Genomic DNA, 22,114 nt, shown 5'->3' with positions numbered 1-22,114 from the left:
GGGACTGCGTCGTCTGAACCGGGGTCCTGGGCATACTAAGCGGTCGCTTGCCGATCAGGGAACAGTCGCCGGGGAACGGGGACGCTTCACCCCTCCCCTTCGGACCGCCGCCCCGCCCGCGCCCGCAGATGCATCCGCTCCCCCTGCGGCCCGAACAGGCTCAGGAACTCCACCGGCCCGTCCCACGCCGACCCGAACCAGTGCGGTACGCGGGTGTCGAACTCGGCGGCCTCCCCCGGCCCCAGCACCACGTCGTGGTCCCCGAGGATCAGCCTGAGGCGGCCGGAGAGCACGTACAGCCACTCGTACCCCTCGTGGGTGCGCGGGTCCGGCTGCCGGTCGCGGCGCGGCTCGATCACCTTGTACGCCTGGGGGCCGCCGGGGCGTCTGGTGAGGGGGTAGAAGGTGCGGCCGTCCCGCACGACCGGCTCGGTCCGCACGCGCGGGTCACCGACCGGCGGGGCGCCGACCAGCTCGTCCAGTGGCACCCGGTGGGCCTGCGCGATGGGCAGCAGCAGTTCCAGGCTGGGGCGGCGCAGACCGGACTCCAGCCGGGACAGGGTGCTGACCGAGATGCCGGTCGTCTCGGACAGCGCGGCCAGGGTCACGTCCCGTTCCTTGCGGACGCGCCGCAGTCTCGGGCCCACGGCGGCCAGCACCTCGTCGGTGCTCTCCGCGCCCGCGTCGCTCGTCTCACTCATGCGTGTATTGCAGATTCGGCAAGGTGATGTGTCAATCCGGCAGGTGTGAGCGGGGCCTTCGCAGAGCACCAATGCTGCATGCTGCTCACTCGGCTCGCGGAGGTGTCGGGCCAGGTCGCCGCCACGGCGTCCCGGACCCGTAAGACGGATCTGCTCGCGGAACTCTTCCGGGACGCGGAGCCCGACGACGTGCCCGTGGTCATCCCGTATCTCGCGGGACGGCTTCCGCAGGGCCGGATCGGGGTCGGCTGGAAGGTGCTCGGCCGCGAGGTCCCGCCCGCCGCCGGCCCCACGCTCACCGTGCGCGGGGTGGACGCCCTGCTGACCGAGCTGGCCGGGGTCTCCGGGGCCGGTTCGCAGGCCGAGCGGGCCCGGATCGTGGACGAGCTGATGGGCGCGGCCACCGAGGGCGAACAGCGCTTTCTGCGGGGGCTGCTGACCGGCGAGGTCCGCCAGGGCGCCCTGGACGCGCTCGCCGTGGAGGGACTGGCCCGTGCCACGGAGGCCGACCCCTCCACGGTGCGGCGGGCGGTGATGCTGGCCGGCTCGCTCCAGACCGTCGCCCAGGCGCTGCTCGCCGAGGGCCCCGCCGCGCTGGACGGTTTCCGGCTCACGGTGGGGCGCCCGGTGCTGCCGATGCTGGCCCGCAGCGCGTCCTCGGTCGCGGAGGCGGTGGAGAAGCTGGGCGCCTGCGCGGTGGAGGAGAAGCTCGACGGCATCCGCGTACAGGTACACCGGGACGGGGAGAAGGTGCGCGTGTACACCCGGACGCTGGACGACATCACCGACCGGCTGCCGGAGGTGACCTCGGCGGCGCTGGAACTGCCGGGCGAGCGGTTCGTGCTGGACGGCGAGGTGATCTCCTTCGGCCCGGACGGGCGCCCCCGGTCCTTCCAGGAGACGGCCGGCCGGGTCGGCTCGCGGGTGGACGTGGCCAGGGCGGCCGAGGAGGTCCCGGTCTCCCCCGTGTTCTTCGACGCGCTCTCGGTGGACGGCCGGGACCTGCTGGACCTGCCCTTCGCCGCACGGCACGCGGAGCTGGCCGGGCTGGTGCCGGAGCCGATGCGGGTGCGCCGGGCGCTGGTGGCCGGGCCGGAGGACACCGCGTCGGCGGAGGAGTTCTCGGCCGCGACCCTGGCGCGCGGACACGAGGGCATCGTGGCCAAGGGGCTGGACGCGCCGTACAGCGCGGGCCGGCGCGGTGCGTCCTGGCTGAAGGTCAAGCCCGTGCACACCCTCGATCTGGTGGTGCTGGCCGCCGAGTGGGGCCACGGCCGCCGCACCGGCAGGCTCTCCAACCTCCACCTCGCCGCCCGCACGGCCGACGGCGGTTACGCGATGCTCGGCAAGACCTTCAAGGGCATGACGGACACGATGCTCGCCTGGCAGACCGAACGGCTCGGCGAACTCGCGGTGGAGGAGAAGAGCTGGGGCGTGACCGTACGCCCCGAACTCGTCGTGGAGATCGCCTACGACGGGCTCCAGCGCTCCACCCGCTACCCGGCCGGGGTCACCCTGCGGTTCGCGCGGGTGATCCGTTACCGCGAGGACAAACGGCCGGAGGACGCCGATACGGTGGAGGCCCTGCTCGCGGCCCACCCGGAGGTCAAGGCGTGACAGTGCGTGCGACGAAGCGCAGTGCGGGACTGCTGTTGTTCCGCCACACCAGCCGAGGGCTGGAGGTATTGCTCGGCCATATGGGCGGCCCGCTCTGGGCCGCGAAGGACGAGGGGGCGTGGTCGGTGCCCAAGGGCGAGTACCAGGCGGACGAGCCCGCCTGGGACGCGGCCCGCCGGGAGTTCCAGGAGGAGCTGGGCATCGCCCCGCCGGACGGCCCGGCGCTGCCGCTGGGCGAGATCGCCCAGCGCAACGGCAAGATCGTCACCGCCTGGGCGGTGGAGGCCGATCTCGACCCCGCGACGATCACGCCCGGCACCTTCACCATGGAGTGGCCGCCCCACTCGGGCCGTGTGCGGGAGTTCCCGGAGCTGGACCGGGTGGCCTGGTTCACCCCCGAGGAGGCCAGGGAGCTGATGGTCTCCGGACAGGGCACGTTTCTGGACCGTCTGGCGGAGCACTCGGGCTGAACAGGGGATCGAAGCGTTGCGGCACCGCCCGCCGCGCGCGAAGGTCGACGCACACCCCGCACCAGGAGGTCAGCCATGCCCATCGCCACGGTGAACCCGGCCAACGGCGAGACGGTCAAGACGTACGAGCCGATGGACGACGCCGAGGTGGAGCGCAGGCTCCAGCTCGCGGAGGCCACCTTCCGGACCTACCGGACGACGTCGTTCGCCGAGCGCGCCGAGCATCTGAACCGGGCCGCCGACCTGCTGGAGTCGGACAACGACGAGGTCGCCCGGATCATGACGACCGAGATGGGCAAGCCGCTCGCGCAGGCCCGCGCGGAGGCCGCCAAGTGCGTCAAGGCGATGCGCTGGTACGCCGAGCGGGCCGAGCGGCTGCTCGCCGACGAGGTACCGGACGAGGCGGACGTGAAGGACTCCGGCGCCTCACGGGTCCGCGTGGTCTACCGGCCGCTGGGGCCGGTGCTCGCGGTGATGCCGTGGAACTTCCCGCTCTGGCAGGTGGTGCGGTTCGCCGCGCCCGCGCTGATGGCGGGCAACGTCGGCCTGCTCAAGCACGCCTCGAACGTGCCGCAGACCGCCCTCTACCTGGAGAGCCTGTTCCAGCGGGCCGGGTTCCCGGTCGGCTGTTTCCAGACGCTGCTGATCGGCTCGGCCGCCGTCGACGAGGTCCTCCGGGACGAGCGGGTCAAGGCCGCCACCCTCACCGGCAGCGAACCGGCCGGACGCGCGGTGGCCTCCACCGCCGGCGAGATGATCAAGAAGACCGTGCTGGAGCTGGGCGGCAGCGACCCCTACCTGGTGATGCCCTCCGCCGACCTCGACCGGGCCGCCGAGGTCGCGGTGACCGCTCGGGTGCAGAACAACGGGCAGTCCTGCATCGCGGCCAAGCGGTTCATCGTGCACCGGGACGTCTACGACACGTTCTTGGAGAAGTTCGTCGCCGGGATGAAGGATCTGACCGTCGGCGACCCCATGGACGACCGCACCGACGTCGGGCCGCTCGCCACCGAGCAGGGCCGGGCGGACGTGGAGGAACTGGTGGACGACGCGCGCCGCGGCGGGGCCGACATCCTGTGCGGGGGCGAGCGGCCCGGTGGCGACGGCTGGTACTACCCGCCGACCGTGATCGCGGGCGTCGACCGCGAGATGCGCATCCACCGCGAGGAGGCGTTCGGTCCGGTGGCGACCGTGTACCGGGCGGAGGACCTGGAGGACGCGATCCTGATCGCCAACGACTCTCCGTTCGGGCTGAGTTCGAGCGTGTGGACCCGGGACGAGGACGAGATGGCGCACTGCGCGCGGGACCTGGAGGCCGGAGGCGTGTTCATCAACGGTATGACCGCCTCCCACCCGGCGCTGCCCTTCGGCGGGGTGAAGAGGTCGGGGTACGGGCGTGAACTGTCGGCGCAGGGAATCCGGGAGTTCTGCAACATCACCACCGTTTGGCAGGGAGCGTGAGGATCGCGCGGATACGATCCGATCTGTGAACGGCGAAGTGACTCTCCCTCTGATCGTGGACGAGCGTGGTGCGCTGCGGGTTTCGGCGGGCGACGTCAGCAAGTTGCTGCGCAGCGTGGGGGCGCGGTGGGTGCATCTTGTGGAGGCCGGTGAGCGGGGGCTGGACGAGGACACCGTCGCCGAGCTGACGATCGAGTTGGCCAAGCTGGCCGATCGGATCGACGTGGCGTGCATCGCTCACAGCAGCAGGGCGCCGTAGGGGTTGTGGGTGCACGGTGGGGTGCCGCTCCGTGGGGGCTTGTCGCGCCGTTCCCCGCGCCCCTGAGGGCGGACCCGTCGCTCGGCGATTTGCTGTGGCTCTGAGCTGCTGAAACGTGCTTTCGTCACTGTCTGTCGTCCCCGGTTCGGAGTAATTCGGCGCGAGATCGTCGGCCTTCCGGGTGAGTGTGGGTGGACCACCTTCTGACCGGCGGACGAAGGCCCGCCGGACGGCGAAAGCAGGGACCGCTCATGGCGACTTTGTGCAGACCCTCGGTGTCCGTGCCGGAACACGTGATCACCATGGAGGAGACCCTCGAGCTGGCCCGCACGCACCACGCGGACAACCCGCAGCTCCCGCTGGCCCTCCGTCTGATCGAGAACACCGGAGTGCGCACCCGGCACATCGTGCAGCCCATCGAGGAGACCCTGAAGCACCCGGGCTTCGAGCAGCGCAACAAGCTGTACGAGTCCGAGGCCAAGGCCCGGGTGCCCGCGGTGATCCAGCAGGCCCTCGACTCGGCCGAACTCCTCACCTCTGACATCGATGTCATCGTCTACGTGTCGTGCACCGGCTTCATGATGCCGTCGCTCACCGCGTGGCTGATCAACGAGATGGACTTCTCCAGCACCACCCGGCAGCTCCCCATCGCCCAGCTGGGCTGTGCGGCCGGCGGCGCTGCCATCAACCGGGCGCACGACTTCTGCTCGGCCTACCCGGAGGCCAACGCCCTCATCGTGGCCTGCGAGTTCTGCTCGCTGTGCTACCAGCCCACCGACCTCGGCGTCGGCTCCCTGCTCTCCAACGGCCTGTTCGGCGACGGCATCGCGGCCGCCGTGGTGCGCGGCCGGGGCGGCACGGGTGTGCAGCTCGAGCGCAACGGCTCGTACCTGATCCCGAAGACCGAGGACTGGATCTCGTACGACGTCCGGGACACCGGGTTCCACTTCCTGCTGGACAAGCGGGTGCCGACCACGATGGAGCCGCTGGCCCCGGCCCTCCAGGAGCTCGCGGGCAACCACGGCTGGAACGCCTCCGACCTGGACTTCTACATCATCCACGCCGGCGGTCCCCGAATACTCGACGACCTCAGCAAGTTCCTGAAGGTCGAGCCGCACGCGTTCCGGTTCAGCCGGGCCACGCTCACCGAGTACGGCAACATCGCGAGCGCCGTAGTCCTGGACGCGCTGCGCCGGCTGTTCGACGACGGCGGTGCCGAGCACCGGGCGCGCGGGCTGCTGGCCGGGTTCGGGCCCGGTATCACCGCGGAGATGACCGTCGGCCGCTGGGTCGGCCGGGAATAGGAGGGGCGCCATGACAGACGAGACGCTCACCGGAACCCCGCCCCCGATCCACCAGTGGCCGGCCGAGGACCTGGCGGGCACCGACTTCGACCCGGTGCTGACGGAGCTGATGAACGAGGGCCCCATCACCCGCATCCAGCTGCCCAACGGCGAGGGCTGGGCGTGGCTGGTCACCCGGTACGACGACGTACGCATGGTGACCAACGACCCCCGCTTCGGCCGGGAAGCCGTGATGGACAAGCAGGTCACGCGGCTCGCCCCGCACTTCATCCCGGACCGGGGCGCGGTCGGCTTCCTCGACCCGCCCGACCACACCCGGCTGCGCCGCTCGGTGGCCGCCGCGTTCACCGCCAGGGGCGTGGAGCGGGTGCGGGAGCGGTCGCGGGCCATGCTGGAGGAGCTGGTGGACGAACTCCTCCAGGACGGGCCGCCGGCCGACCTCACCAGCGCGGTGCTCAGCCCGTTCCCGATCGCGGTGATCTGCGAGCTGATGGGCGTGCCCGCCGCCGACCGGCACTCCCTGCACGACTGGACCCAGCTCATCCTGTCCTCCGCGCACGGCAAGGAGGTCAGCGAGCGGGCCAAGCGCGAGATGAGCGCCTACTTCACCGACCTCGTCGGGCACGGCGCGCGCGGTCCCGAGGGCTCGGTCTGCTCACTGCTGAGCGAGGCCGTGGACCGGGACGACATCACGCTGGTGGAGGCGGTCGGCCTCGCCGTGCTGCTCCAGATCGGCGGCGAGGCGGTCACCAACAACAGCGGGCAGATGTTCTATCTGCTGCTGACCCGGCCGGAGTTGATGGAGCGGCTGCGCTCGGACCGGGAGATCCGGCCGAAGGCGATCGACGAACTGCTCCGCTACATCCCGCACCGCAACATGGTCGGGCTCTCCCGGATCGCCCTGGAGGACGTGGAGATCAGGGGCGTCCGCATCCGCGCCGGCGACGCGGTCTACAACTCCTACCTGGCCGCCAACCGGGACCCCGAGGTGTTCCCCGACCCGGACACCATCGACGTGGAGCGCAGCCCCAACCCGCATGTGGCGTTCGGCTTCGGCCCGCACTACTGCCCGGGCGGGATGCTCGCCCGGCTGGAGTCCGAGCTGCTGGTGGACGTCCTGCTGGACCAGGTACCGGGGCTGAAGCTCGCGGTGCCGCCCGAGGAAGTCCCCTTCCGCAAGGGCGCGTTGATCCGGGGCCCCGAGTCCCTGCCGGTGACCTGGTGAGCCGGTCATGACAACGGCCGAGGGACTGCTCGTACCGCCGGGACACGGCCGGGTCGTGGCGACGGCCGCCCAGCGGGTCACGTTCAAGGTCACGGGCACCCACTCGCGGACGGCCTCCACCTTCGAGGTGGAGGTCCCGCCGGGCTTCGACGTGGGCGCCCATGTGCACACGCGCAGCGAGGAGCTGTTCTACGTCCTGGACGGGGAACTCGACGTCCTCGCCTTCGAGCCCCGCGTCCGCACGCCCGACAACTGGCAGAAGTGGGAGTCCAGTTCGGGCACCAGGGTGGTCCGGGCGACACCGGGCACGGTCATCGTGGTCCCGCCCGGCTGCCCCCACGCCTTCGCCAACCCCACCGACACCCCGGCCCGCATGTTCTTCCAGGCCTCTCCCCCACCGGACCACGAGCGCTACTTCGAGGAACTCCTGGAAATCCTGGACGCGAAGGGTCCTCCGGACCACCAGGCGATAGAGGAGCTGAGAAAGCGCTACGACATAGAGCAACTCACGCCGTTGAGACACCGCTGAGACTCCGTGCCTTCAGGGGCGCGGGTAACTGCGCGACACGCCACGGCGAACCGTGCGTCCGCACAGCACCCCGCGCCCCCCGGCGCTACCGGATGGGCACCCCGGCCAAGGTCCGGGCGATCACCAGCCGCTGGATCTCACTGGTCCCCTCGAAGATCGTGTAGATCGCCGCATCCCGGTGCATCCGCTCCACCGGATACTCCCGGGTGTACCCGTTGCCACCGAGGATCTGGATCGCCTGCCCGGTGACCTTCTTCGCGGTCTCACTGGCGAACAGCTTCGACATCGACCCCTCGGCCGCGGTGAACCGCTTGCCGTTGACCGCCATCCAGGACGCCCGCCACACCAGCAGCCGAGCCGCGTCGATGGACGTCCGCATGTCGGCGAGCTGGAAGGCGACTCCCTGGTTGTCAACAATGGGCCGCCCGAACTGCTCACGCGTAGTGGCGTATTCGAGCGCGACCTCGTAGGCGGCGCGGGCGGTGCCCACGGCCATCGCGCCCACGGCGGGCCGGGACGCCTCGAACGTGGCCATCGCCGCGTTCTTCACCCGCTCGCCCCCGCCGCGGGCCTTCTCCCGTGCCCGCGCCAGCCGCTCGTCCAGCTTCTCCTTGCCGCCGAGCAGGCAGGAGCCCGGCACCCGCACGTTCTCCAGGACGACCTCGGCCGTGTGCGAGGCGCGGATCCCGTGCTTCTTGAACTTCTGGCCCTGGCTGAGACCGGGCGTGCCGGGCGGGACGATGAAGGAGGCGTGGCCCTTGGAGCCCAGCTCCGGGTCGACCACGGCGACGACGACGTGAACGTTGGCGATGCCGCCGTTGGTGGCCCATGTCTTGGTGCCGTCGAGCACCCACTCGTCCTTGGCCTCGTCGTACACCGCACGTGTGCGCATGGAGGCCACGTCGGAACCGGCGTCCGGCTCGGAGGAGCAGAAGGCGGCGACCTTGACGTCGTTCACGTCGCCGTACATCTGCGGAATCCAGGTGCCGATCTGCTCCTCGGTGCCGTTGGCGAGGACGCCCACGGCCGCGAGGCCGGTGCCGACGATGGAGAGGGCGATGCCCGCGTCCCCCCAGAACAGCTCCTCCATGACCATCGGTATGCCGAGGCCGGTGGGGTCGAAGTACTGCTGGGCGTAGAAGTCGAGGGAGTAGACGCCGATCTTGGCGGCCTCCTGGATGACCGGCCAGGGAGTCTCCTCACGCTCGTCCCATTCGGCGGCCGCGGGCCGGATCACATCGGCGGCGAAGCCGTGCAGCCAGTCCCGGACCTCCTTCTGTTCGTCGTTGAGCTCCATGGTGAACTCGGCCATGTCCCCTCCAGCGGCGGCGCGTACGGTGTTACTAGCGGTAACGAAAGTATGTTACCGACGGGTAGGTGAAGTCAACTCCGGATGACGGCTCGGTATCCCGTTCGATGCCGGCCCCGCGGTGAGTGTTAGTTTGCGCAGGCGTCACCGAATCAGCACGGGTGGGGAGACCACATGGACACCACGCAGCGGACCGATCAGCAGAGGTCCGCCGACCGACGGCGGCGGGAACTGCTGGAGGCCGCCGACCGGGTGGTGCTGCGCGACGGCCCGCAGGCGTCGATGAACGCCATCGCCGCGGAGGCGGGCATCACCAAGCCGATCCTCTACCGCCACTTCGGCGACAAGGGCGGCCTCTACGCGGCCCTCGCCACGCGGCACACCGACGCCCTGCTCGACTCGCTGCGCGCGGCGCTGGACGCCCCGGCCGACCGCCGGGAGCGGGTGGAGTCCACGCTGGACACCTACCTCGCCGCCATCGAGGCCCGGCCGCAGGTGTACCGGTTCCTGATGCACCCCTCCGAGGGCGGCCAGGGCGGCGACCACGGCTTCGACGTCGGCAAGCACAGCGCCCCGCTGCTGCGCCGGATGGGCGAGGAGCTGGCTCAGGTCATCGAGGAGCGGGTGGACCTCGGGCCGGGCAGCCAGCAGCTGGCGCGGGTCTGGGGCCACGGGATCGTCGGCATGATGCACGCCGCCGGGGACTGGTGGCTGGGCGAGCGCCCCTGCTCGCGGGCCGAACTGGTGCGCTCGCTGGCCGACTTGCTGTGGGGACGGCTCGCGGCCGCCGGTGACCGGGTGGGCGGTCCGGGCTTCTGACCGGTCCCGGCCGGCCTCACTCGCGCCAGGGGGCCTTCCGCACCTGACGGTCGAGTCTGCGCCGGCGCCGGCCCGTCACGCGGTCGGCGTAGACCGTGCCGGCCAGATGGTCGCACTCGTGCTGGAGGCAGCGGGCGAAGAACCCGGTGCCGTCGATCGTGACCGGCTCCCCCGTCATCGTGACGCCCTCGACCACCGCGTGGTCGTACCGCTCCGTGCCCGCCTCCAGGCCCGGCAGCGACAGACAGCCCTCCGGGCCGAGGAACTCGAGCCCGTCGGCGGTCACCAGCCGGGGGTTGACCACATGGCCCAGGTGGCGGACCTCGTCGTCGTCCGGGCAGTCGTACACGAACACCCGCAGGGCCACGCCGATCTGGTTGGCGGCCAGGCCCACGCCCTCGTGGGCGTACATGGTGGCGAACAAATCCGCCACGAGTGCCTCGAGTTCCGGGCCGAAGTCGGTGACGTCCCCGCAGGGTGCGTGCAGCACGGGGTCGCCGAGGAGTGTGAGGGGCCGGACGCGCCCGTGGGCACCCGGTATCGAGCGGTGTCGCATGGCGGCAAGGGTACGGTTCGTTCGGCCCGCGCCGAGCGCGCGAGGGCGGGCCGGGCGGACCGGGGTTCGGGTGTGCGAACGGTTCTCGATAGGCTGAGGCCCCCACCACGCTGCCGGATGGCCCCAGGCGCGGCGCGTACGCAAGGAGGATCGAGGACTGATGGCAGGCAACTCGGACCCGCTCTCGCCGCGGGCCAAGCTGGCCGTGACCGCGGGCAAGGCGGTCGCGGCGGCATCGCGCGCCGCGGGGCGCGGCAGCGGGTCGGTGATCGGCGGAAAGGTCGCCCTGCGGCTCGACCCCGACCTGCTCGCCCGGCTCGCCACCCACCTGGACGTGGTCCTGGTGTCGGCGACCAACGGCAAGACCACCACCACCCGGCTGATCGCGGAGGCCCTGCGCGCCGCCGGCCCGGTGGTGTCCAACGCGCTCGGCGCCAACATGCCGGCCGGTATCACCTCCGCCCTCGCGGGCGGCTCGGACGCCAAGTTCGGTGTCATCGAGGTCGACGAGAAGTACCTGGCCGGTGTGGCACGCGACACCAGCCCCAAGTGCATCGCCCTGCTGAACCTCTCCCGCGACCAGCTGGACCGCGCGGCCGAGACCCGGATGCTCGCGGAGAACTGGCGCGAGGGTCTGTCCGGTTCCAAGGCCGTCGTCGTCGCCAACTGCGACGACCCGCTGGTGGTGTGGGCGGCCTCGTCCTCCCCGAACGTGGTCTGGGTCGCGGCCGGCCAGATGTGGAAGGACGACGCCTGGTCCTGCCCGTCCTGCGGCGGTGTGATGCAGCGCCCCGGCGACGACTGGTTCTGCGGCGAGTGCGGCTTCCGCCGTCCGAACCCGACCTGGGCGCTCTCCGGCGACCACGTCCTCGACCCCCACGGCTCGGCCTGGCCGATCCACCTCCAGCTGCCGGGGCGCGCCAACAAGGCGAACGCGGCCAGCTCGGCCGCGGTCGCCGCCGTCTTCGGGGTGCCGCCGCAGGTGGCGCTGGAGCGGATGTACCAGGTGCAGGCGGTCGCCGGCCGCTACGACGTGGTCCAGTTCCACAACCGCGACCTGCGTCTGCTGCTGGCGAAGAACCCGGCCGGCTGGCTGGAGACCTTCTCCCTGATCGACCCGCCGCCCACTCCGGTGATCCTCTCCGTGAACGCGCGCGGGGCGGACGGCACCGACACCTCCTGGCTGTGGGACGTGGACTACACCCGGCTCACCGGCCACCCGATCTTCGTGATCGGTGACCGGAAGCTGGACCTCGCCGTCCGTCTGGAGGTGGCGAACCAGCACTTCCAGGTGTGCGAGAACCTCGACGAGGCCGTCGCCGCGGCCCCGCCGGGCCGTATCGAGGTCATCGCCAACTACACCGCGTTCCAGGACCTGCGCCGCCGCGTCGGCAACTGAGCCAGAAGGGCGAACACCTCCCCATGAGCGACAACCAACTGCGGCTGGTGTGGATCTATCCCGACCTGCTGAGCACCTACGGCGACCAGGGCAACGCCCTCGTCGTGGAGCGCCGGGCGCGTCAGCGCGGCCTGGACGTGGCCCGTCTCGACGTGCGCAGCGACCAGCCGATCCCGACCTCGGGCGACATCTACCTGATCGGCGGCGGTGAGGACCGTCCGCAGCGGCTGGCGGCCGAGCGGCTGCGCCGCGACGGGCACCTCCAGCGTGCGGTGGAGAACGGCGCGATCGTGTTCTCCGTGTGCGCCGGCTACCAGATCCTCGGCCACGAGTTCATCAACGACCTCGGCCAGCGCGAGCCGGGCCTCGGCCTGCTCGACGTGATGTCGACGCGCGGCGAGGGCGAGCGGTGCGTGGGCGACGTGCTCGGCGACATCGACCCGCGCCTCGGCCTGCCTCCGCTCACCGGGTTCGAGAACCACCAGGGCGTCACCCATCTGGGCCCGACCGCCCGCGCTTTCGCCCAGGTCACCATGGGCCGGGGCAACGGCACCGGTGACGGCACCGAGGGCGCGTACAACGGCACGGTCTTCGGCACGTACATGCACGGTCCCGTGCTGGCCCGTAACCCGCAGATCGCGGACCTGCTGCTGAAGCTGGCGCTGGACGTGAACGCGCTGCCGCCGATCGACGACCGCTGGTACGAGGCGCTGCGCGACGAGCGCATCGCGGCGGCGCAGCAGCCGGCCTGATCACCGCGTACCACCGCATATCAGTACACCCGTCAGGCGGGCCCGTGAGCTTTCACGGGCCCGCCTGACGCGTCGTCCGCTCACCTGTGCGGGTGCGTCCAGCAGGCGGACGCCCGCTGGGTGAGGGGCCCCCGCCGCCGGTAGTGTGGCCGGGAACCCGCCGGACAACGTGGTCCGGCCTCCCGGCCCACGTCGAGAAGGTAACTCGGGCTATGCGCATTGGTGTCCTCACCTCCGGCGGCGACTGCCCCGGCCTGAACGCCGTCATCCGGTCGGTCGTGCACCGAGCCGTCGTCGACCACGGCGACGAGGTCATCGGCTTCCGCGACGGCTGGAAGGGCCTGCTGGAGTGCGACTACTTGAAGCTCGACCTGGACGCCGTCAGCGGCATCCTGGCGCGCGGCGGCACGATCCTCGGCTCCTCACGTGTCCGTCCGGAGCATCTGCGCGGCGGGGTGGAGCGGGTCAAGGGCCATGTCGAGGAACTCGGGCTCGACGCGATCATCCCGATCGGCGGTGAGGGCACGCTGAAGGCGGCCCGGCTGCTGTCGGACAGCGGGCTGCCCATCGTGGGCGTGCCCAAGACGATCGACAACGACATCTCGGCGACCGACGTCACCTTCGGCTTCGACACGGCCGTGGGGGTCGCCACCGAGGCGCTGGACCGGCTGAAGACCACCGCCGAGTCCCACCAGCGGGTGCTGATCGTGGAGGTCATGGGCCGCCACACCGGCTGGATAGCGCTGAACTCGGGCACGGCGGCCGGCGCGCACGCCATCGTGGTTCCCGAACGGCCCTTCGACATCGACGAGTTGACCCGCCGCGTCGGTGCCAGGTTCGAGGCGGGCAAGCGGTTCGCCATCGTGGTGGCCGCCGAGGGCGCCAAGCCGCGCGCCGGTTCCATGGAGTTCGACGAGGGCGGCCGGGACATCTACGGCCACGAGCGCTTCGCCGGGATCGCCCGCCAGCTCTCCGTCGAGCTGGAGCAGCGGCTCGGCAAGGAGGCCCGGCCGGTGATCCTCGGCCATGTGCAGCGCGGCGGCACCCCGACGGCGTACGACAGGGTGCTGGCGACCCGGTTCGGCTGGCACGCGGTGGAGGCGGTGCACCGGGAGGAGTTCGGCCGGATGACCGCGCTGCGCGGCACGGACATCGTGATGGTGTCGCTGGCCGACGCGGTCAGCACCCTGAAGACGGTACCGGCGGAGCGGTACGCCGAGGCGGAGTGCGTGCTGTAGCGGCTCGCGGGGCCGGGCGGACCCCGCTCACGGGCGGGCGCGGGAGCGCCCGTACCCTGAGTGCGGACAGAAACCGCTCAACCCCCACGAACCAGGAGCCGCCGGATGGACCACAGCGGGCACGGCATGATGCCGGATCTGCCGCCGTTCACGCTGGGACGGGGGCTCGTGTGGTCGGCGGACCCCTTCTTCCTGGTCGCCTGCCTGGCCGGGCTCGCGCTGTACGGCTGGGGTGTGCTGCGGCTGCGGCGGCGCGGGGACGCGTGGCCTGTCTCGCGCACCCTGTCGTACGTGGTCGGTGTGCTGACCATCGGGCTGGTGATGTGCACCCGGCTGAACGACTACGGCATGGTCATGTTCAGCGTGCACATGGTGCAGCACATGGTGATCAGCATGCTGTCGCCGATCCTGATCCTGCTGGGCGCGCCGGTGACCCTGGCGCTCAGGGCGCTGCCCACGGCGGGGCGCGGCCGCACCGGCCCGCGTGAGCTGCTGCTGGCGCTGCTGCACAGCCGGTACATGCGGTTCATCACGCATCCGGCGTTCACGATCCCGTTGTTCATCGCCAGCCTGTACGCCCTGTACTTCTCGCCGGTCTTCGACTTCCTGATGGGGTCCAAGGCCGGGCACATCGCCATGATGGTGCACTTCCTGGCGGTGGGCGTGGTGTTCTTCTGGCCGATCATCGGCGTCGACCCGGGCCCGCACCGGCCGAACCACCTGATGCGGATGCTGGAGCTGTTCGCGGGCATGCCGTTCCACGCCTTCTTCGGCATCGCGCTGATGATGGCCTCCGAGCCGATGGTGGAGACCTTCAGGAACCCGCCCGCCTCGCTCGGCATCGACGCGCTCTCCGACCAGGGGGCGGCCGGCGGCATCGCGTGGGCGTTCAGCGAGATCCCGTCGGTGCTGGTGCTGATCGCGCTGCTGTTCCAGTGGTACCGCTCCGAGCAGCGGCAGGCCCGCCGCAAGGACCGGGCGGCGGACCGCGACGGTGACCGGGAGCTGGAGGCGTACAACGCCTATCTGGCCTCCCTCAGCGCACGCGAGGGCTGATCCCGCGCGGAGATCCGCTCGGCCGTCACAGTGCCGTCGGGGGCGGAACCGGGGCACGATGGGGGTGGACGGACCACGAGGAGGGTGCCGCGATGCCCGGTTCCATGCGAGGTTCCAGCAAGGCGGACGGTTCCACCAGGGCGATGGGGGCGCTGACCGTGGGTGGTCTGGTCGTCGTCACGGCCTACACGGTCGCGCTCGGCGGCAACGGCTGGCTGTGGTTCGGCTGGGTGGTGCTGGGGCTGCTGACGGTGGCACTGGCGGTCACGCAGTCGTGACTACAGTGGCCGCGTGAACAGCAGGGCCGCGTCCTTCGACGACCTCGACCGCAAGATCATCACCGCCCTCATGGCGAACGCCCGCAGCAGCTTCTCCGAGATCGGCGCCGCCGTCGGGCTGTCGGCCACCGCGGTCAAGCGGCGGGTCGACCGGCTGCGCGAGACCGGGGTGATCACCGGGTTCACCGCGACGGTGCAGCCCTCCGCGCTCGGCTGGCGCACGGAGGCGTACGTCGAGGTCTACTGCGAGGGTGCCGCCCCGCCCCGGCGGCTCGCGGAGGTGGTCAGCAACCATCCGGAGATCACGGCGGCGATGACGGTGACCGGGGGCGCGGACGCCCTGCTGCACGTGCGGGCACGGGACGTGGAGCACTTCGAGGGAGTGCTGGAGCGCATCCGCGCCGAGCCCTTCATCCGGAAGACGATCAGCGTGATGGTGCTCTCCCACCTCCTCCCGGAAAGCCCCGAGGCGGGCGCGACCCAGGCCGCTCCCGAGTGATCGCCGGTCAAACCCGCCGAACGCGCAGGTCTCGTGCGTCCCCACCGGCGGATGCGCAGCGATCCTGCGCGATCACGCAGCTTTCGTCGCTTGTCGTGCCTCGGCCGGAGTTCCTACCGTGGTGTCACCCCCGTGAGTAACACACTGGAAAGCGGAGGAAACCCTCTGTGGCCGAAACCCGTGTGCAGCGCCCCCGGCGCTTTCTGGTCTGCGAACCCAGGCATTTCACCGTGCAGTACGCGATCAACCCCTGGATGCGTCCCGACACCCCCGTGGACGTCGACCTCGCCCAGTCCCAGTGGCAGGCGCTGATCGACGCCTACCGCGCCCACGGGCACACCGTGGACGCCGTCGACCCGGTGCCGGGCCTGCCCGACATGGTGTTCGCGGCCAACGCCGCCTTCGTGGTGGGCGGCCGCGTCTTCGGCTCGCTGTTCCACGCCCCGGAGCGGCGTCCGGAGTCGCTGCACTACGACTCCTGGTTCCAGACGGCGGGGTACGACGTGTACCGCCCGCTGGCGGTGACCGAGGGCGAGGGCGACCTGGTGTGGACCGGCCGGTACGTGCTGGCCGGCACCGGGTTCCGCACCACCCGCGACGCCCACCGGGAGGCGCAGGAGTTCTTCGGCCACCCGGTGATCGCGCTGACCCTGGTGGACCCGTACTTCTACCACCTGGACACGGCGCTGTTCGTGCTGGACGACGACAACATCGCCTACTACCCGGAAGCCTTCTCGGCGGGCAGCCGCGAAGTGCTCCGGCGGCTGTATCCGGACGCGGTGCTCGCCACCCGTGACGACGCGATGGCCTTCGGCCTGAACTCCGTGTCCGACGGCCGCCACGTCTTCATCGCCCCCCAGGCCGAAGTGCTCGCCGAGCGCCTGGCCACGCATGGCTACGACCCCGTGCCCGTCGATCTGTCGGAGCTGCACAAGGCAGGCGGCGGCATCAAATGCTGCACTCAGGAGATCCGCTCATGACCGCACCCGCGCACGCGCGCACGTCCGCCGACCTGATCCGGGCGGAGGAGCCGGTGCTCGCGCACAACTACCACCCGCTGCCCGTCGTCGTGGCACGGGCCGAGGGCGCCTGGGTGGAGGACGTCGAGGGCCGCCGGTACCTCGACATGCTGGCCGGCTACTCCGCCCTCAACTTCGGCCACCGCCACCCGGCGCTGATCCAGGCCGCGCACGACCAGCTCGACCGGCTGACCCTGACCTCCCGCGCCTTCCACAACGACCGGCTGGCGGAATTCGCCGAGCGGCTCGCCGCGCTGACCGGTCTGGACATGGTGCTGCCGATGAACACCGGCGCCGAGGCGGTGGAGAGCGGCATCAAGGTGGCCCGCAAGTGGGCGTACGACGTGAAGGGGGTGCCCGAGGGGCAGGCCACGATCGTGGTCGCGGCGGACAACTTCCACGGCCGTACGACGACCATCGTCAGCTTCTCCACGGACGAGTCGGCGCGGGCGGGCTTCGGCCCCTTCACGCCCGGTTTCCGGATCGTGCCGTACAACGACCTGGCAGCGCTGGAGGAGGCGGTCGACGAGACGACGGCCGCGGTGCTGATCGAGCCCATCCAGGGCGAGGCCGGGGTGATCATCCCGGACGCGGGCTATCTCACCGGGGTCCGGGAGCTGACCCGGCGCGAGGGGTGCCTCTTCATCGCGGACGAGATCCAGTCCGGGCTCGGCCGCACCGGACGCACCCTGGCCGTCGAGCACGAGTCGGTCGTGCCGGACGTGCTGCTGCTGGGCAAGGCGCTGGGCGGCGGCATCGTACCGGTCTCCGCGGTGGTGGCCCGGCGCGAGGTGATGGGCGTCCTCGGTCCGGGCGAACACGGCTCCACCTTCGGCGGCAACCCGCTGGCGGCGGCGGTCGGCACGGCGGTGATCGAGCTGCTGGAGACGGGTGAGTTCCAGCGCCGGGCCGACGAGCTGGGGCTGGTCCTGCGCGAGGGGCTTCAGGCGCTGGAGGGGCACGGGGTGACCGGGTTCCGGGCGCGCGGCCTGTGGGCGGGTGTGGACGTGGACCCGGCGCTGGGCACCGGCCGGGAGATCAGCGAGCGGCTGATGCGCGAGGGCATCCTGGTCAAGGACACCCACGGCTCCACGATCCGGCTGGCTCCCCCGCTCACGGTCACGGCGGACGAGGTGCGCTCCGCGCTGGGCACGCTGGAGAAGGTGCTGGGGCAGGCGGGCTGAGCGCGGGCGGGCGGGGCCGGGGCTTTCACGTCCCGGCCCCGCCCGTCTGCTCACTTCCCGGCGAGCAGGCCCTTCATCTGCCTGATCTCGGCGCTCTGTGCGGCGATCACGTCGTCCGCCATCTTCGTGGCCCGGCTGTCCCGGCCCTTGGCCTTCTCCGTGTGCGCCATCTCCACGGCGCCCTGGTGGTGGACGATCATCAGGGTCAGGAACTTCCTGTCGAACTCCGCGCCGGCGCTCTTCTTCAGCGCGGTCATGTCGTCGGCGCTCATCATCCCTGACATGCCCGCCATGCCGCCGTGGTCCGAGTGGTCCATGCCGGCCATCGGGGGCTCCTCGCCCCAGGACTTCAGCCAGCCGGTCATGGTGCGGATCTCCGGGTCCTGCGCCTTCTCGATGCGGGCGGCGAGGGCCTTCACCTCGGCGGAGGCGGCGTGGCCGGGGGCGAGCCGGGCCATCTCCACGGCCTGCCGGTGGTGCGGGATCATGCCCTGCGCGAAGGTGACGTCCTCGGCGTTGTGGACACCGGCCGTGGCCGACGCCGCCGGGGCGCCGTGGGCTCCGGTGTGCTTCTGCCCGCCGCAGGCGGCGAGGAGGACGACGGCGGAGGCGGTGGCGGCGCCGAGCGCGGCGCGGCGGATCGCGTGGGAGGTGGTCATGCTGGAACTCCTGCTGGTGAAAGGGGATCTGGGCACGCGTGGGGACGGCCGCGCCGCCTGGGGGCGCGGTCGTGGGTGCCTCTAGATCCGCAGGAGCTGGAGTTCGGCCAGGGAGGGCGGTGCGCGGGCACCGTCCGGGGCGGTGGCGGCGCGGGTGCGCGGGTCGCCGCACGGGTCCGGTGCGCCTGCCGGGTCCGCGAGGGGCTCCGGCACGTCGGGGCCGTCGTTCACGGCACCGGAGGCGCAGGCCGGGTCGGCGTGGTGGAGGCTGTGGCCACCGCAGTGGCCGTCCGGGCAGCCGCCGGGCGCGTCGACGACGACGCCCGCGCGGACGGCATGGGCGTGCTCCGGATGCCCCGTGCCGCCGACCGGGGCCAGCGCGTGCATGCCGAGCAGCCCGACCAGCACCGCGAGCACGAGCAGCGCGGGCGACCGCCGCCGGGGCGGTCGTGGGGGGCGCTGGTGGGCGGTGCCGGGCATGAGGGCCATCTTACGAGCGCCCCCCGCGCCCGCCGCGGCGGGACTCGCCCTTCAGCTCCTGGCGGGCCCCCGGTGCCGGGGTTCGTGGTTGCGGGCGACGATCGAGGCGTTCAGGCAGGTGGCGTAGGCGCACCACGCCGCGTACGGCAGCAGGACCACGGCCGCCTTGCGGTCCGTCCGGGCGACCCTGGCCAGGAGGCGGACGTTGCTCGCGTCCAGCAGGAGGGTGCCCGCGAGGCCGGCGAGTGGGCTGCGGAGCCGGAAGAAGAGGTTGCTCCAGCCGGCGTTCAGGGCGAGGTTGGCGGCGAGCTCTCCGGCCAGCGCCTTCCGCTCGGGCCCACGGGTCGCGTTCAGGGCGCGGCCGCCCGCCACGGCGATCGAGGCGTACAGCGGGGTCCAGACCGCGCCGAACGCCCAGGGCGGCGGCTGCCAGTCGGGGGTGTTCAGCTCGCGGTACCAGCGGGCGTCCGGCCGCGTGGCCCGCGCCCCCGCGACCGCCGTCGCGGTCACGGCCCCGGCGCAGAGGGCGTAGGGCACCCAGCGGTGGGGCCGGCTCCGGACGGTGGCCGGGTCGAGCGGTACGGCAGGGGCGCGGGCGGTCTTCGCGCCCGTTCCCCGGGCGCCCTTGGCCGACGCCCCCCGGGCACCGGGGCCGGCTCCGGCCGTGCCACCCGGGCCGGCCCGCCCCCCTGCACCGCTGTCGCCCTCGGTCATGCCCTCCCCGCTACCCCGCTCGCCCTCCGTCAGGCCGCCCCGAAAGGGCCGTTCGCCCACGCCCACGTCGCCCCGGCCGCTGAGCCGGAACAGCAGCACCAGGGACGGCACGATCAGCAGTCCCGCGACGATGGCGACGCCGACCACGACCGCCAGAGTGGCGTCCGGCGCGGCGGCCTCGTTGATGGTGAGGTGGGTGCCGAGGAGGTACGGCGTCTGGGCCACGCCCCAGCCGACGATGACCAGCGCGACCGCGCCCGCCGCCGCCACCCGGGTGCCGATGGTGCGCCTGGCCCACAGCAGGGCCAGTCCGACCAGGCCGCCGACGGCCGCGAGGACCACCAGGGGCAGCGCCGGGCCGCTGAGGCGGTCGAAGAGGCGCGGCGAGTCGGCGTGGAGGACGAAGATGCCGGCGATGCTGACGGCACCGGTGACCGCACCGGCGGCCATCGCGCGGTCGCGGTAGTACCGGTAGAGCTTGCGGTCGTCGCGGTGCAGCGCCTCCACGGTCAGATAGGTGGCCGCGAGGTAGGAGCAGGCCAGGACGGCGAGGACGCCGCCGAGGATGCTGGAGGGGTTGACCCAGCTGGAGATCGCGTCGCCGTTGCCCCCCGTGGGCACCCGGCCGGAGGCCAGGCCGCCCGCGATGGCGCCGAAGCAGTAGGGCGTCAGGACCGAGGACAGCGCGAAGGCGGCCCCGTACACGCGTTGCTCCTCGGTGCGGACGGTGGCCTTGCGGAAGGCGAAGCCGGCGCCGCGCAGGACGATGCCGAGCAGGGCGAGGACCAGCGGGATGTAGAGGGTGGTGGTGATGGCGGCGAAGGCGGAGGGGAAGCCGGTCCACAGGACGACGAGGCAGTAGATCAGCCAGGTGTGGTTGGCCTCCCAGACCGGGGCGAGGGACACGTCGATCAGATGGCGTGGCTCGCGGCCGCGTCTGGCGCCGCCCGCGAGCAGGTCCCAGAAGCCCGCGCCGAAGTCCGCCCCGCCGAGCACCGCGTAGGCGACGACGCCGATGAAGAGGAATACCGCGACCAGCTCGGCCATTTACAGCACCTTCCCCTCGGAGCGCTCACGCCGGGAGCCGGAGGTGGCATCGGGGCCGTAGGGGACGTGGACGTTCTCGTCGCCCTGTCTGTGCCAGCGTCGCTTCATCGACAGCAGCACCCAGATGGCGCCGGTGCCGACCGCCGCGTAGAGCACCAGGACCCCGGCGAAGGTGGGCCAGAGGTTGCCCTGGGTGGTCACCGCGTCTCTGGTGCGCAGCAGCCCGACGACGATCCACGGCTGGCGGCCGACCTCGGTGACCACCCAGCCGCTCTCCAGGCTGAGGATCGAGACGATGCCGCACAGGGAGGCGGCGCCCAGGAACCAGCGGTTGGTCTGGAGGGTGTTCCGGCGCTTCCACCACACCCATACGAACCAGGCGGCGACGGCCAGCATCAGCATGGAGGTGCCGACCATGATGTCGAAGGCCCAGTGCACGATGTTGACCTGGGCGGTGGTGGGTCTGATGTCGGCCGGGACGGCGTCGAGCCCCTGGATGCGGGTCGAGGGTTTGAACCCGGCCAGGATGGAGGCCACCCAGGGCACCGAGATGCCGTAGCGCACCTCACCGTCGACGAGGACGCCGCCGAGGGTCTCGGGGACATGGGTTCCGGTGGTGGGCAGCAGCTCGATGGCGGCGAACTTGGCGGGTTCGCTGTCGAAGACCTGGCGGGCGATGGTGTCCCCGACGAAGATCTGCACCGGCAGGGCGACGGCGGCGGTGATGAAGCTGATCAGGAAGCCGAGCTTCTGGTAGTGACCGCGCCGGCCCCGGATCATGCCGACCGCGTAGACGCTGGCCACCACGAATCCGGCCACGATGTAGGCGGCGAGCAGCATGTGCCAGAACTGGAGCCAGAAGGCGTTGTTGAAGAAGACCTCGCCGGGCCGGACGTCGACCACCTTGCCGTTCCGCATGGTGATGCCGCCGGGCTGGTTCATCCAGCTGTTGGCGGCGATGACGGCGCCCGCTCCCCCGATGCTGGCCAGCGCCACCGGCACGCCCGACCAGAAGTGGGCCCAGGGGCGCATGCGGTCCCAGCCGTAGATGTAGATGGCCACGAAGATGGCCTCGAGGAAGAAGAACAGACCCTCGATGGCGAAGGGGAAGCCGAACGCGGCGCCGTAGGTCCCCATCAGCCCCGGCCAGAGCAGACCCAGTTCGAAGGACAGGACCGTTCCGGTGATGGCGCCGACCGCGAAGAGTACGGCGGCCACCTTGGACCAGCGCCGGGCCAGCACCAGCGCCGCCTCGTCGCCCTTGCGCAGCCCCCGGTAGTTGGCGATGAGCATCAGGGAGGTCAGCGCGACTCCGAAGGGCACCAGAATGATGTGGAAGCCCAGCGTGAAGGCCATCTGTTCCCGGGCGGGCAGGAGCTGGTCCGGCTCTGCGGCTGCGGCCAGGAGCATGGGATACCTGGCCAGGTCGACCGTCAACATGGACGGGCCCTCCTCTTCGCAGGTTCAGCCGCTCTCAGGCTGATCTGTCACTATTTCGCCCAATGTAACGGCTGCGGATGCGGCGTGTTCTGGTCTGTG

Annotated in this window: 23 protein-coding genes; 16 read left to right on the top strand and 7 right to left on the bottom strand. The window is 71.6% G+C overall.

The window, feature by feature from the left end; translation table 11 throughout:
- Nucleotides 1-86: 86 nt before the first annotated feature.
- Nucleotides 87-701 carry an XRE family transcriptional regulator gene (locus tag EV284_RS17815; protein ID WP_130335288.1) on the bottom strand — a complete coding sequence of 205 codons (615 nt, stop codon included), beginning with the start codon at nucleotides 699-701 and terminating at the stop codon, nucleotides 87-89.
- Nucleotides 702-779: 78 nt separating this feature from the next.
- Here EV284_RS17815 and EV284_RS17810 point away from each other — a divergent pair, with 78 nt between their 5' ends.
- The 7 genes from EV284_RS17810 (at nucleotide 780) to EV284_RS17780 (ending at nucleotide 7,566) form a co-directional block, all read left to right on the top strand.
- The gene (locus tag EV284_RS17810) at nucleotides 780-2,318 is read left to right on the top strand and encodes an ATP-dependent DNA ligase (RefSeq protein ID WP_130335286.1); all 1,539 of its coding nucleotides are present in this window, start codon (nucleotides 780-782) and stop codon (nucleotides 2,316-2,318) included.
- A complete protein-coding gene (locus EV284_RS17805) occupies nucleotides 2,315-2,788 on the top strand; it encodes an NUDIX domain-containing protein (protein WP_130335284.1) in 474 nt (157 codons plus the stop codon). The genes EV284_RS17810 and EV284_RS17805 overlap by 4 nt, the downstream gene beginning before the upstream one ends.
- Nucleotides 2,789-2,863: 75 nt before the next feature.
- A complete protein-coding gene (locus EV284_RS17800) occupies nucleotides 2,864-4,249 on the top strand; it encodes an NADP-dependent succinic semialdehyde dehydrogenase (protein WP_130335282.1) in 1,386 nt (461 codons plus the stop codon).
- A gap of 25 nt (nucleotides 4,250-4,274) precedes the next feature.
- Nucleotides 4,275-4,508: a DUF6213 family protein gene (locus EV284_RS17795; RefSeq protein ID WP_130335280.1), complete on the top strand. Its 234-nt coding sequence runs from the start codon at nucleotides 4,275-4,277 to the stop codon at nucleotides 4,506-4,508.
- Between the two features lie 251 nt (nucleotides 4,509-4,759).
- Nucleotides 4,760-5,812: a type III polyketide synthase gene (locus EV284_RS17790; RefSeq protein WP_130335278.1), complete on the top strand. Its 1,053-nt coding sequence runs from the start codon at nucleotides 4,760-4,762 to the stop codon at nucleotides 5,810-5,812.
- Between the two features lie 10 nt (nucleotides 5,813-5,822).
- Nucleotides 5,823-7,037: a cytochrome P450 gene (locus EV284_RS17785; RefSeq protein ID WP_130335276.1), complete on the top strand. Its 1,215-nt coding sequence runs from the start codon at nucleotides 5,823-5,825 to the stop codon at nucleotides 7,035-7,037.
- Between the two features lie 7 nt (nucleotides 7,038-7,044).
- Nucleotides 7,045-7,566 carry a cupin domain-containing protein gene (locus EV284_RS17780; RefSeq protein ID WP_130335274.1) on the top strand — a complete coding sequence of 174 codons (522 nt, stop codon included), beginning with the start codon at nucleotides 7,045-7,047 and terminating at the stop codon, nucleotides 7,564-7,566.
- 85 nt (nucleotides 7,567-7,651) lie between these two features.
- Here the strand turns inward: EV284_RS17780 and EV284_RS17775 are convergent, their stop codons facing one another.
- The gene (locus EV284_RS17775) at nucleotides 7,652-8,878 is read right to left on the bottom strand and encodes an acyl-CoA dehydrogenase family protein (RefSeq protein WP_130335272.1); all 1,227 of its coding nucleotides are present in this window, start codon (nucleotides 8,876-8,878) and stop codon (nucleotides 7,652-7,654) included.
- Nucleotides 8,879-9,049: 171 nt separating this feature from the next.
- Here EV284_RS17775 and EV284_RS17770 point away from each other — a divergent pair, with 171 nt between their 5' ends.
- On the top strand, nucleotides 9,050-9,694 hold the full coding sequence (locus EV284_RS17770; protein WP_086690884.1) for a TetR family transcriptional regulator: 645 nt from the start codon (nucleotides 9,050-9,052) through the stop codon (nucleotides 9,692-9,694).
- A gap of 16 nt (nucleotides 9,695-9,710) precedes the next feature.
- Here the strand turns inward: EV284_RS17770 and def are convergent, their stop codons facing one another.
- Entirely contained in the window at nucleotides 9,711-10,250 is a 540-nt protein-coding gene (gene def / locus EV284_RS17765) for a peptide deformylase (protein ID WP_130335270.1), read from the bottom strand.
- Between the two features lie 160 nt (nucleotides 10,251-10,410).
- On the opposite strand from def, the gene EV284_RS17760 reads away from it, so the two are divergent.
- The 8 genes from EV284_RS17760 (at nucleotide 10,411) to rocD (ending at nucleotide 17,675) form a co-directional block, all read left to right on the top strand.
- Nucleotides 10,411-11,649, top strand: a complete 1,239-nt coding sequence (locus EV284_RS17760) for a MurT ligase domain-containing protein (RefSeq protein WP_130335268.1) — start codon at nucleotides 10,411-10,413, stop codon at nucleotides 11,647-11,649.
- A 23-nt stretch (nucleotides 11,650-11,672) separates the two neighbouring features.
- A complete protein-coding gene (locus EV284_RS17755) occupies nucleotides 11,673-12,401 on the top strand; it encodes a glutamine amidotransferase (RefSeq protein WP_030809066.1) in 729 nt (242 codons plus the stop codon).
- A 212-nt stretch (nucleotides 12,402-12,613) separates the two neighbouring features.
- On the top strand, nucleotides 12,614-13,639 hold the full coding sequence (locus EV284_RS17750; RefSeq protein WP_130335266.1) for a 6-phosphofructokinase: 1,026 nt from the start codon (nucleotides 12,614-12,616) through the stop codon (nucleotides 13,637-13,639).
- Nucleotides 13,640-13,744: 105 nt separating this feature from the next.
- Complete coding sequence (locus EV284_RS17745) at nucleotides 13,745-14,695, top strand: cytochrome c oxidase assembly protein (protein ID WP_130335264.1); 951 nt, start codon at nucleotides 13,745-13,747, stop codon at nucleotides 14,693-14,695.
- A gap of 92 nt (nucleotides 14,696-14,787) precedes the next feature.
- On the top strand, nucleotides 14,788-14,973 hold the full coding sequence (locus EV284_RS17740) for a hypothetical protein (protein ID WP_030809057.1): 186 nt from the start codon (nucleotides 14,788-14,790) through the stop codon (nucleotides 14,971-14,973).
- Between the two features lie 13 nt (nucleotides 14,974-14,986).
- Complete coding sequence (locus EV284_RS17735; RefSeq protein ID WP_130335262.1) at nucleotides 14,987-15,472, top strand: Lrp/AsnC family transcriptional regulator; 486 nt, start codon at nucleotides 14,987-14,989, stop codon at nucleotides 15,470-15,472.
- Between the two features lie 167 nt (nucleotides 15,473-15,639).
- The gene (gene ddaH, locus EV284_RS17730) at nucleotides 15,640-16,452 is read left to right on the top strand and encodes a dimethylargininase (RefSeq protein ID WP_130335260.1); all 813 of its coding nucleotides are present in this window, start codon (nucleotides 15,640-15,642) and stop codon (nucleotides 16,450-16,452) included.
- Nucleotides 16,449-17,675: an ornithine--oxo-acid transaminase gene (gene rocD / locus EV284_RS17725; RefSeq protein ID WP_130335258.1), complete on the top strand. Its 1,227-nt coding sequence runs from the start codon at nucleotides 16,449-16,451 to the stop codon at nucleotides 17,673-17,675. The genes ddaH and rocD overlap by 4 nt, the downstream gene beginning before the upstream one ends.
- A gap of 50 nt (nucleotides 17,676-17,725) precedes the next feature.
- Here rocD and EV284_RS17720 read toward each other — a convergent pair whose 3' ends face one another.
- The 4 genes from EV284_RS17720 to EV284_RS17705 form a co-directional block, all read right to left on the bottom strand.
- Nucleotides 17,726-18,334, bottom strand: coding sequence for a DUF305 domain-containing protein (locus EV284_RS17720; RefSeq protein WP_130335255.1), 609 nt, complete (start codon nucleotides 18,332-18,334; stop codon nucleotides 17,726-17,728).
- 81 nt (nucleotides 18,335-18,415) lie between these two features.
- Nucleotides 18,416-18,814 carry a DUF6153 family protein gene (locus tag EV284_RS17715; RefSeq protein ID WP_207229062.1) on the bottom strand — a complete coding sequence of 133 codons (399 nt, stop codon included), beginning with the start codon at nucleotides 18,812-18,814 and terminating at the stop codon, nucleotides 18,416-18,418.
- A 51-nt stretch (nucleotides 18,815-18,865) separates the two neighbouring features.
- A complete protein-coding gene (locus tag EV284_RS33285) occupies nucleotides 18,866-20,575 on the bottom strand; it encodes a cytochrome d ubiquinol oxidase subunit II (protein WP_130335254.1) in 1,710 nt (569 codons plus the stop codon).
- On the bottom strand, nucleotides 20,576-22,015 hold the full coding sequence (locus EV284_RS17705; protein WP_242625711.1) for a cytochrome ubiquinol oxidase subunit I: 1,440 nt from the start codon (nucleotides 22,013-22,015) through the stop codon (nucleotides 20,576-20,578).
- Between the last annotated feature and the right edge of the window lie 99 nt (nucleotides 22,016-22,114).

The organism is Streptomyces sp. BK022 (genome assembly GCF_004217355.1).
In the GTDB taxonomy this organism is placed as follows: domain Bacteria; phylum Actinomycetota; class Actinomycetes; order Streptomycetales; family Streptomycetaceae; genus Streptomyces; species Streptomyces griseoluteus.
Note: the sequence above shows the minus strand (reverse complement) of the source record. Positions and strands in the feature narration are given on the sequence as shown.

Excerpts from the sequence above, each read along its gene's own strand:
- EV284_RS17815 (WP_130335288.1), bottom strand. The coding sequence starts at position 701 with ATGAGTGAGACGAGCGACGCGGGCGCGGAGAGCACCGACGAGGTGCTG.
- EV284_RS17810 (WP_130335286.1), top strand. The coding sequence starts at position 780 with ATGCTGCTCACTCGGCTCGCGGAGGTGTCGGGCCAGGTCGCCGCCACG.
- EV284_RS17800 (WP_130335282.1), top strand. The coding sequence starts at position 2,864 with ATGCCCATCGCCACGGTGAACCCGGCCAACGGCGAGACGGTCAAGACG.
- EV284_RS17790 (WP_130335278.1), top strand. The coding sequence starts at position 4,760 with ATGGCGACTTTGTGCAGACCCTCGGTGTCCGTGCCGGAACACGTGATC.
- EV284_RS17785 (WP_130335276.1), top strand. The coding sequence starts at position 5,823 with ATGACAGACGAGACGCTCACCGGAACCCCGCCCCCGATCCACCAGTGG.
- EV284_RS17780 (WP_130335274.1), top strand. The coding sequence starts at position 7,045 with ATGACAACGGCCGAGGGACTGCTCGTACCGCCGGGACACGGCCGGGTC.
- EV284_RS17775 (WP_130335272.1), bottom strand. The coding sequence starts at position 8,878 with ATGGCCGAGTTCACCATGGAGCTCAACGACGAACAGAAGGAGGTCCGG.
- EV284_RS17770 (WP_086690884.1), top strand. The coding sequence starts at position 9,050 with ATGGACACCACGCAGCGGACCGATCAGCAGAGGTCCGCCGACCGACGG.
- def (WP_130335270.1), bottom strand. The coding sequence starts at position 10,250 with ATGCGACACCGCTCGATACCGGGTGCCCACGGGCGCGTCCGGCCCCTC.
- EV284_RS17760 (WP_130335268.1), top strand. The coding sequence starts at position 10,411 with ATGGCAGGCAACTCGGACCCGCTCTCGCCGCGGGCCAAGCTGGCCGTG.
- EV284_RS17755 (WP_030809066.1), top strand. The coding sequence starts at position 11,673 with ATGAGCGACAACCAACTGCGGCTGGTGTGGATCTATCCCGACCTGCTG.
- EV284_RS17750 (WP_130335266.1), top strand. The coding sequence starts at position 12,614 with ATGCGCATTGGTGTCCTCACCTCCGGCGGCGACTGCCCCGGCCTGAAC.
- EV284_RS17745 (WP_130335264.1), top strand. The coding sequence starts at position 13,745 with ATGGACCACAGCGGGCACGGCATGATGCCGGATCTGCCGCCGTTCACG.
- EV284_RS17740 (WP_030809057.1), top strand. The coding sequence starts at position 14,788 with ATGCCCGGTTCCATGCGAGGTTCCAGCAAGGCGGACGGTTCCACCAGG.
- rocD (WP_130335258.1), top strand. The coding sequence starts at position 16,449 with ATGACCGCACCCGCGCACGCGCGCACGTCCGCCGACCTGATCCGGGCG.
- EV284_RS17720 (WP_130335255.1), bottom strand. The coding sequence starts at position 18,334 with ATGACCACCTCCCACGCGATCCGCCGCGCCGCGCTCGGCGCCGCCACC.
- EV284_RS17715 (WP_207229062.1), bottom strand. The coding sequence starts at position 18,814 with ATGCCCGGCACCGCCCACCAGCGCCCCCCACGACCGCCCCGGCGGCGG.
- EV284_RS33285 (WP_130335254.1), bottom strand. The coding sequence starts at position 20,575 with ATGGCCGAGCTGGTCGCGGTATTCCTCTTCATCGGCGTCGTCGCCTAC.
- EV284_RS17705 (WP_242625711.1), bottom strand. The coding sequence starts at position 22,015 with ATGTTGACGGTCGACCTGGCCAGGTATCCCATGCTCCTGGCCGCAGCC.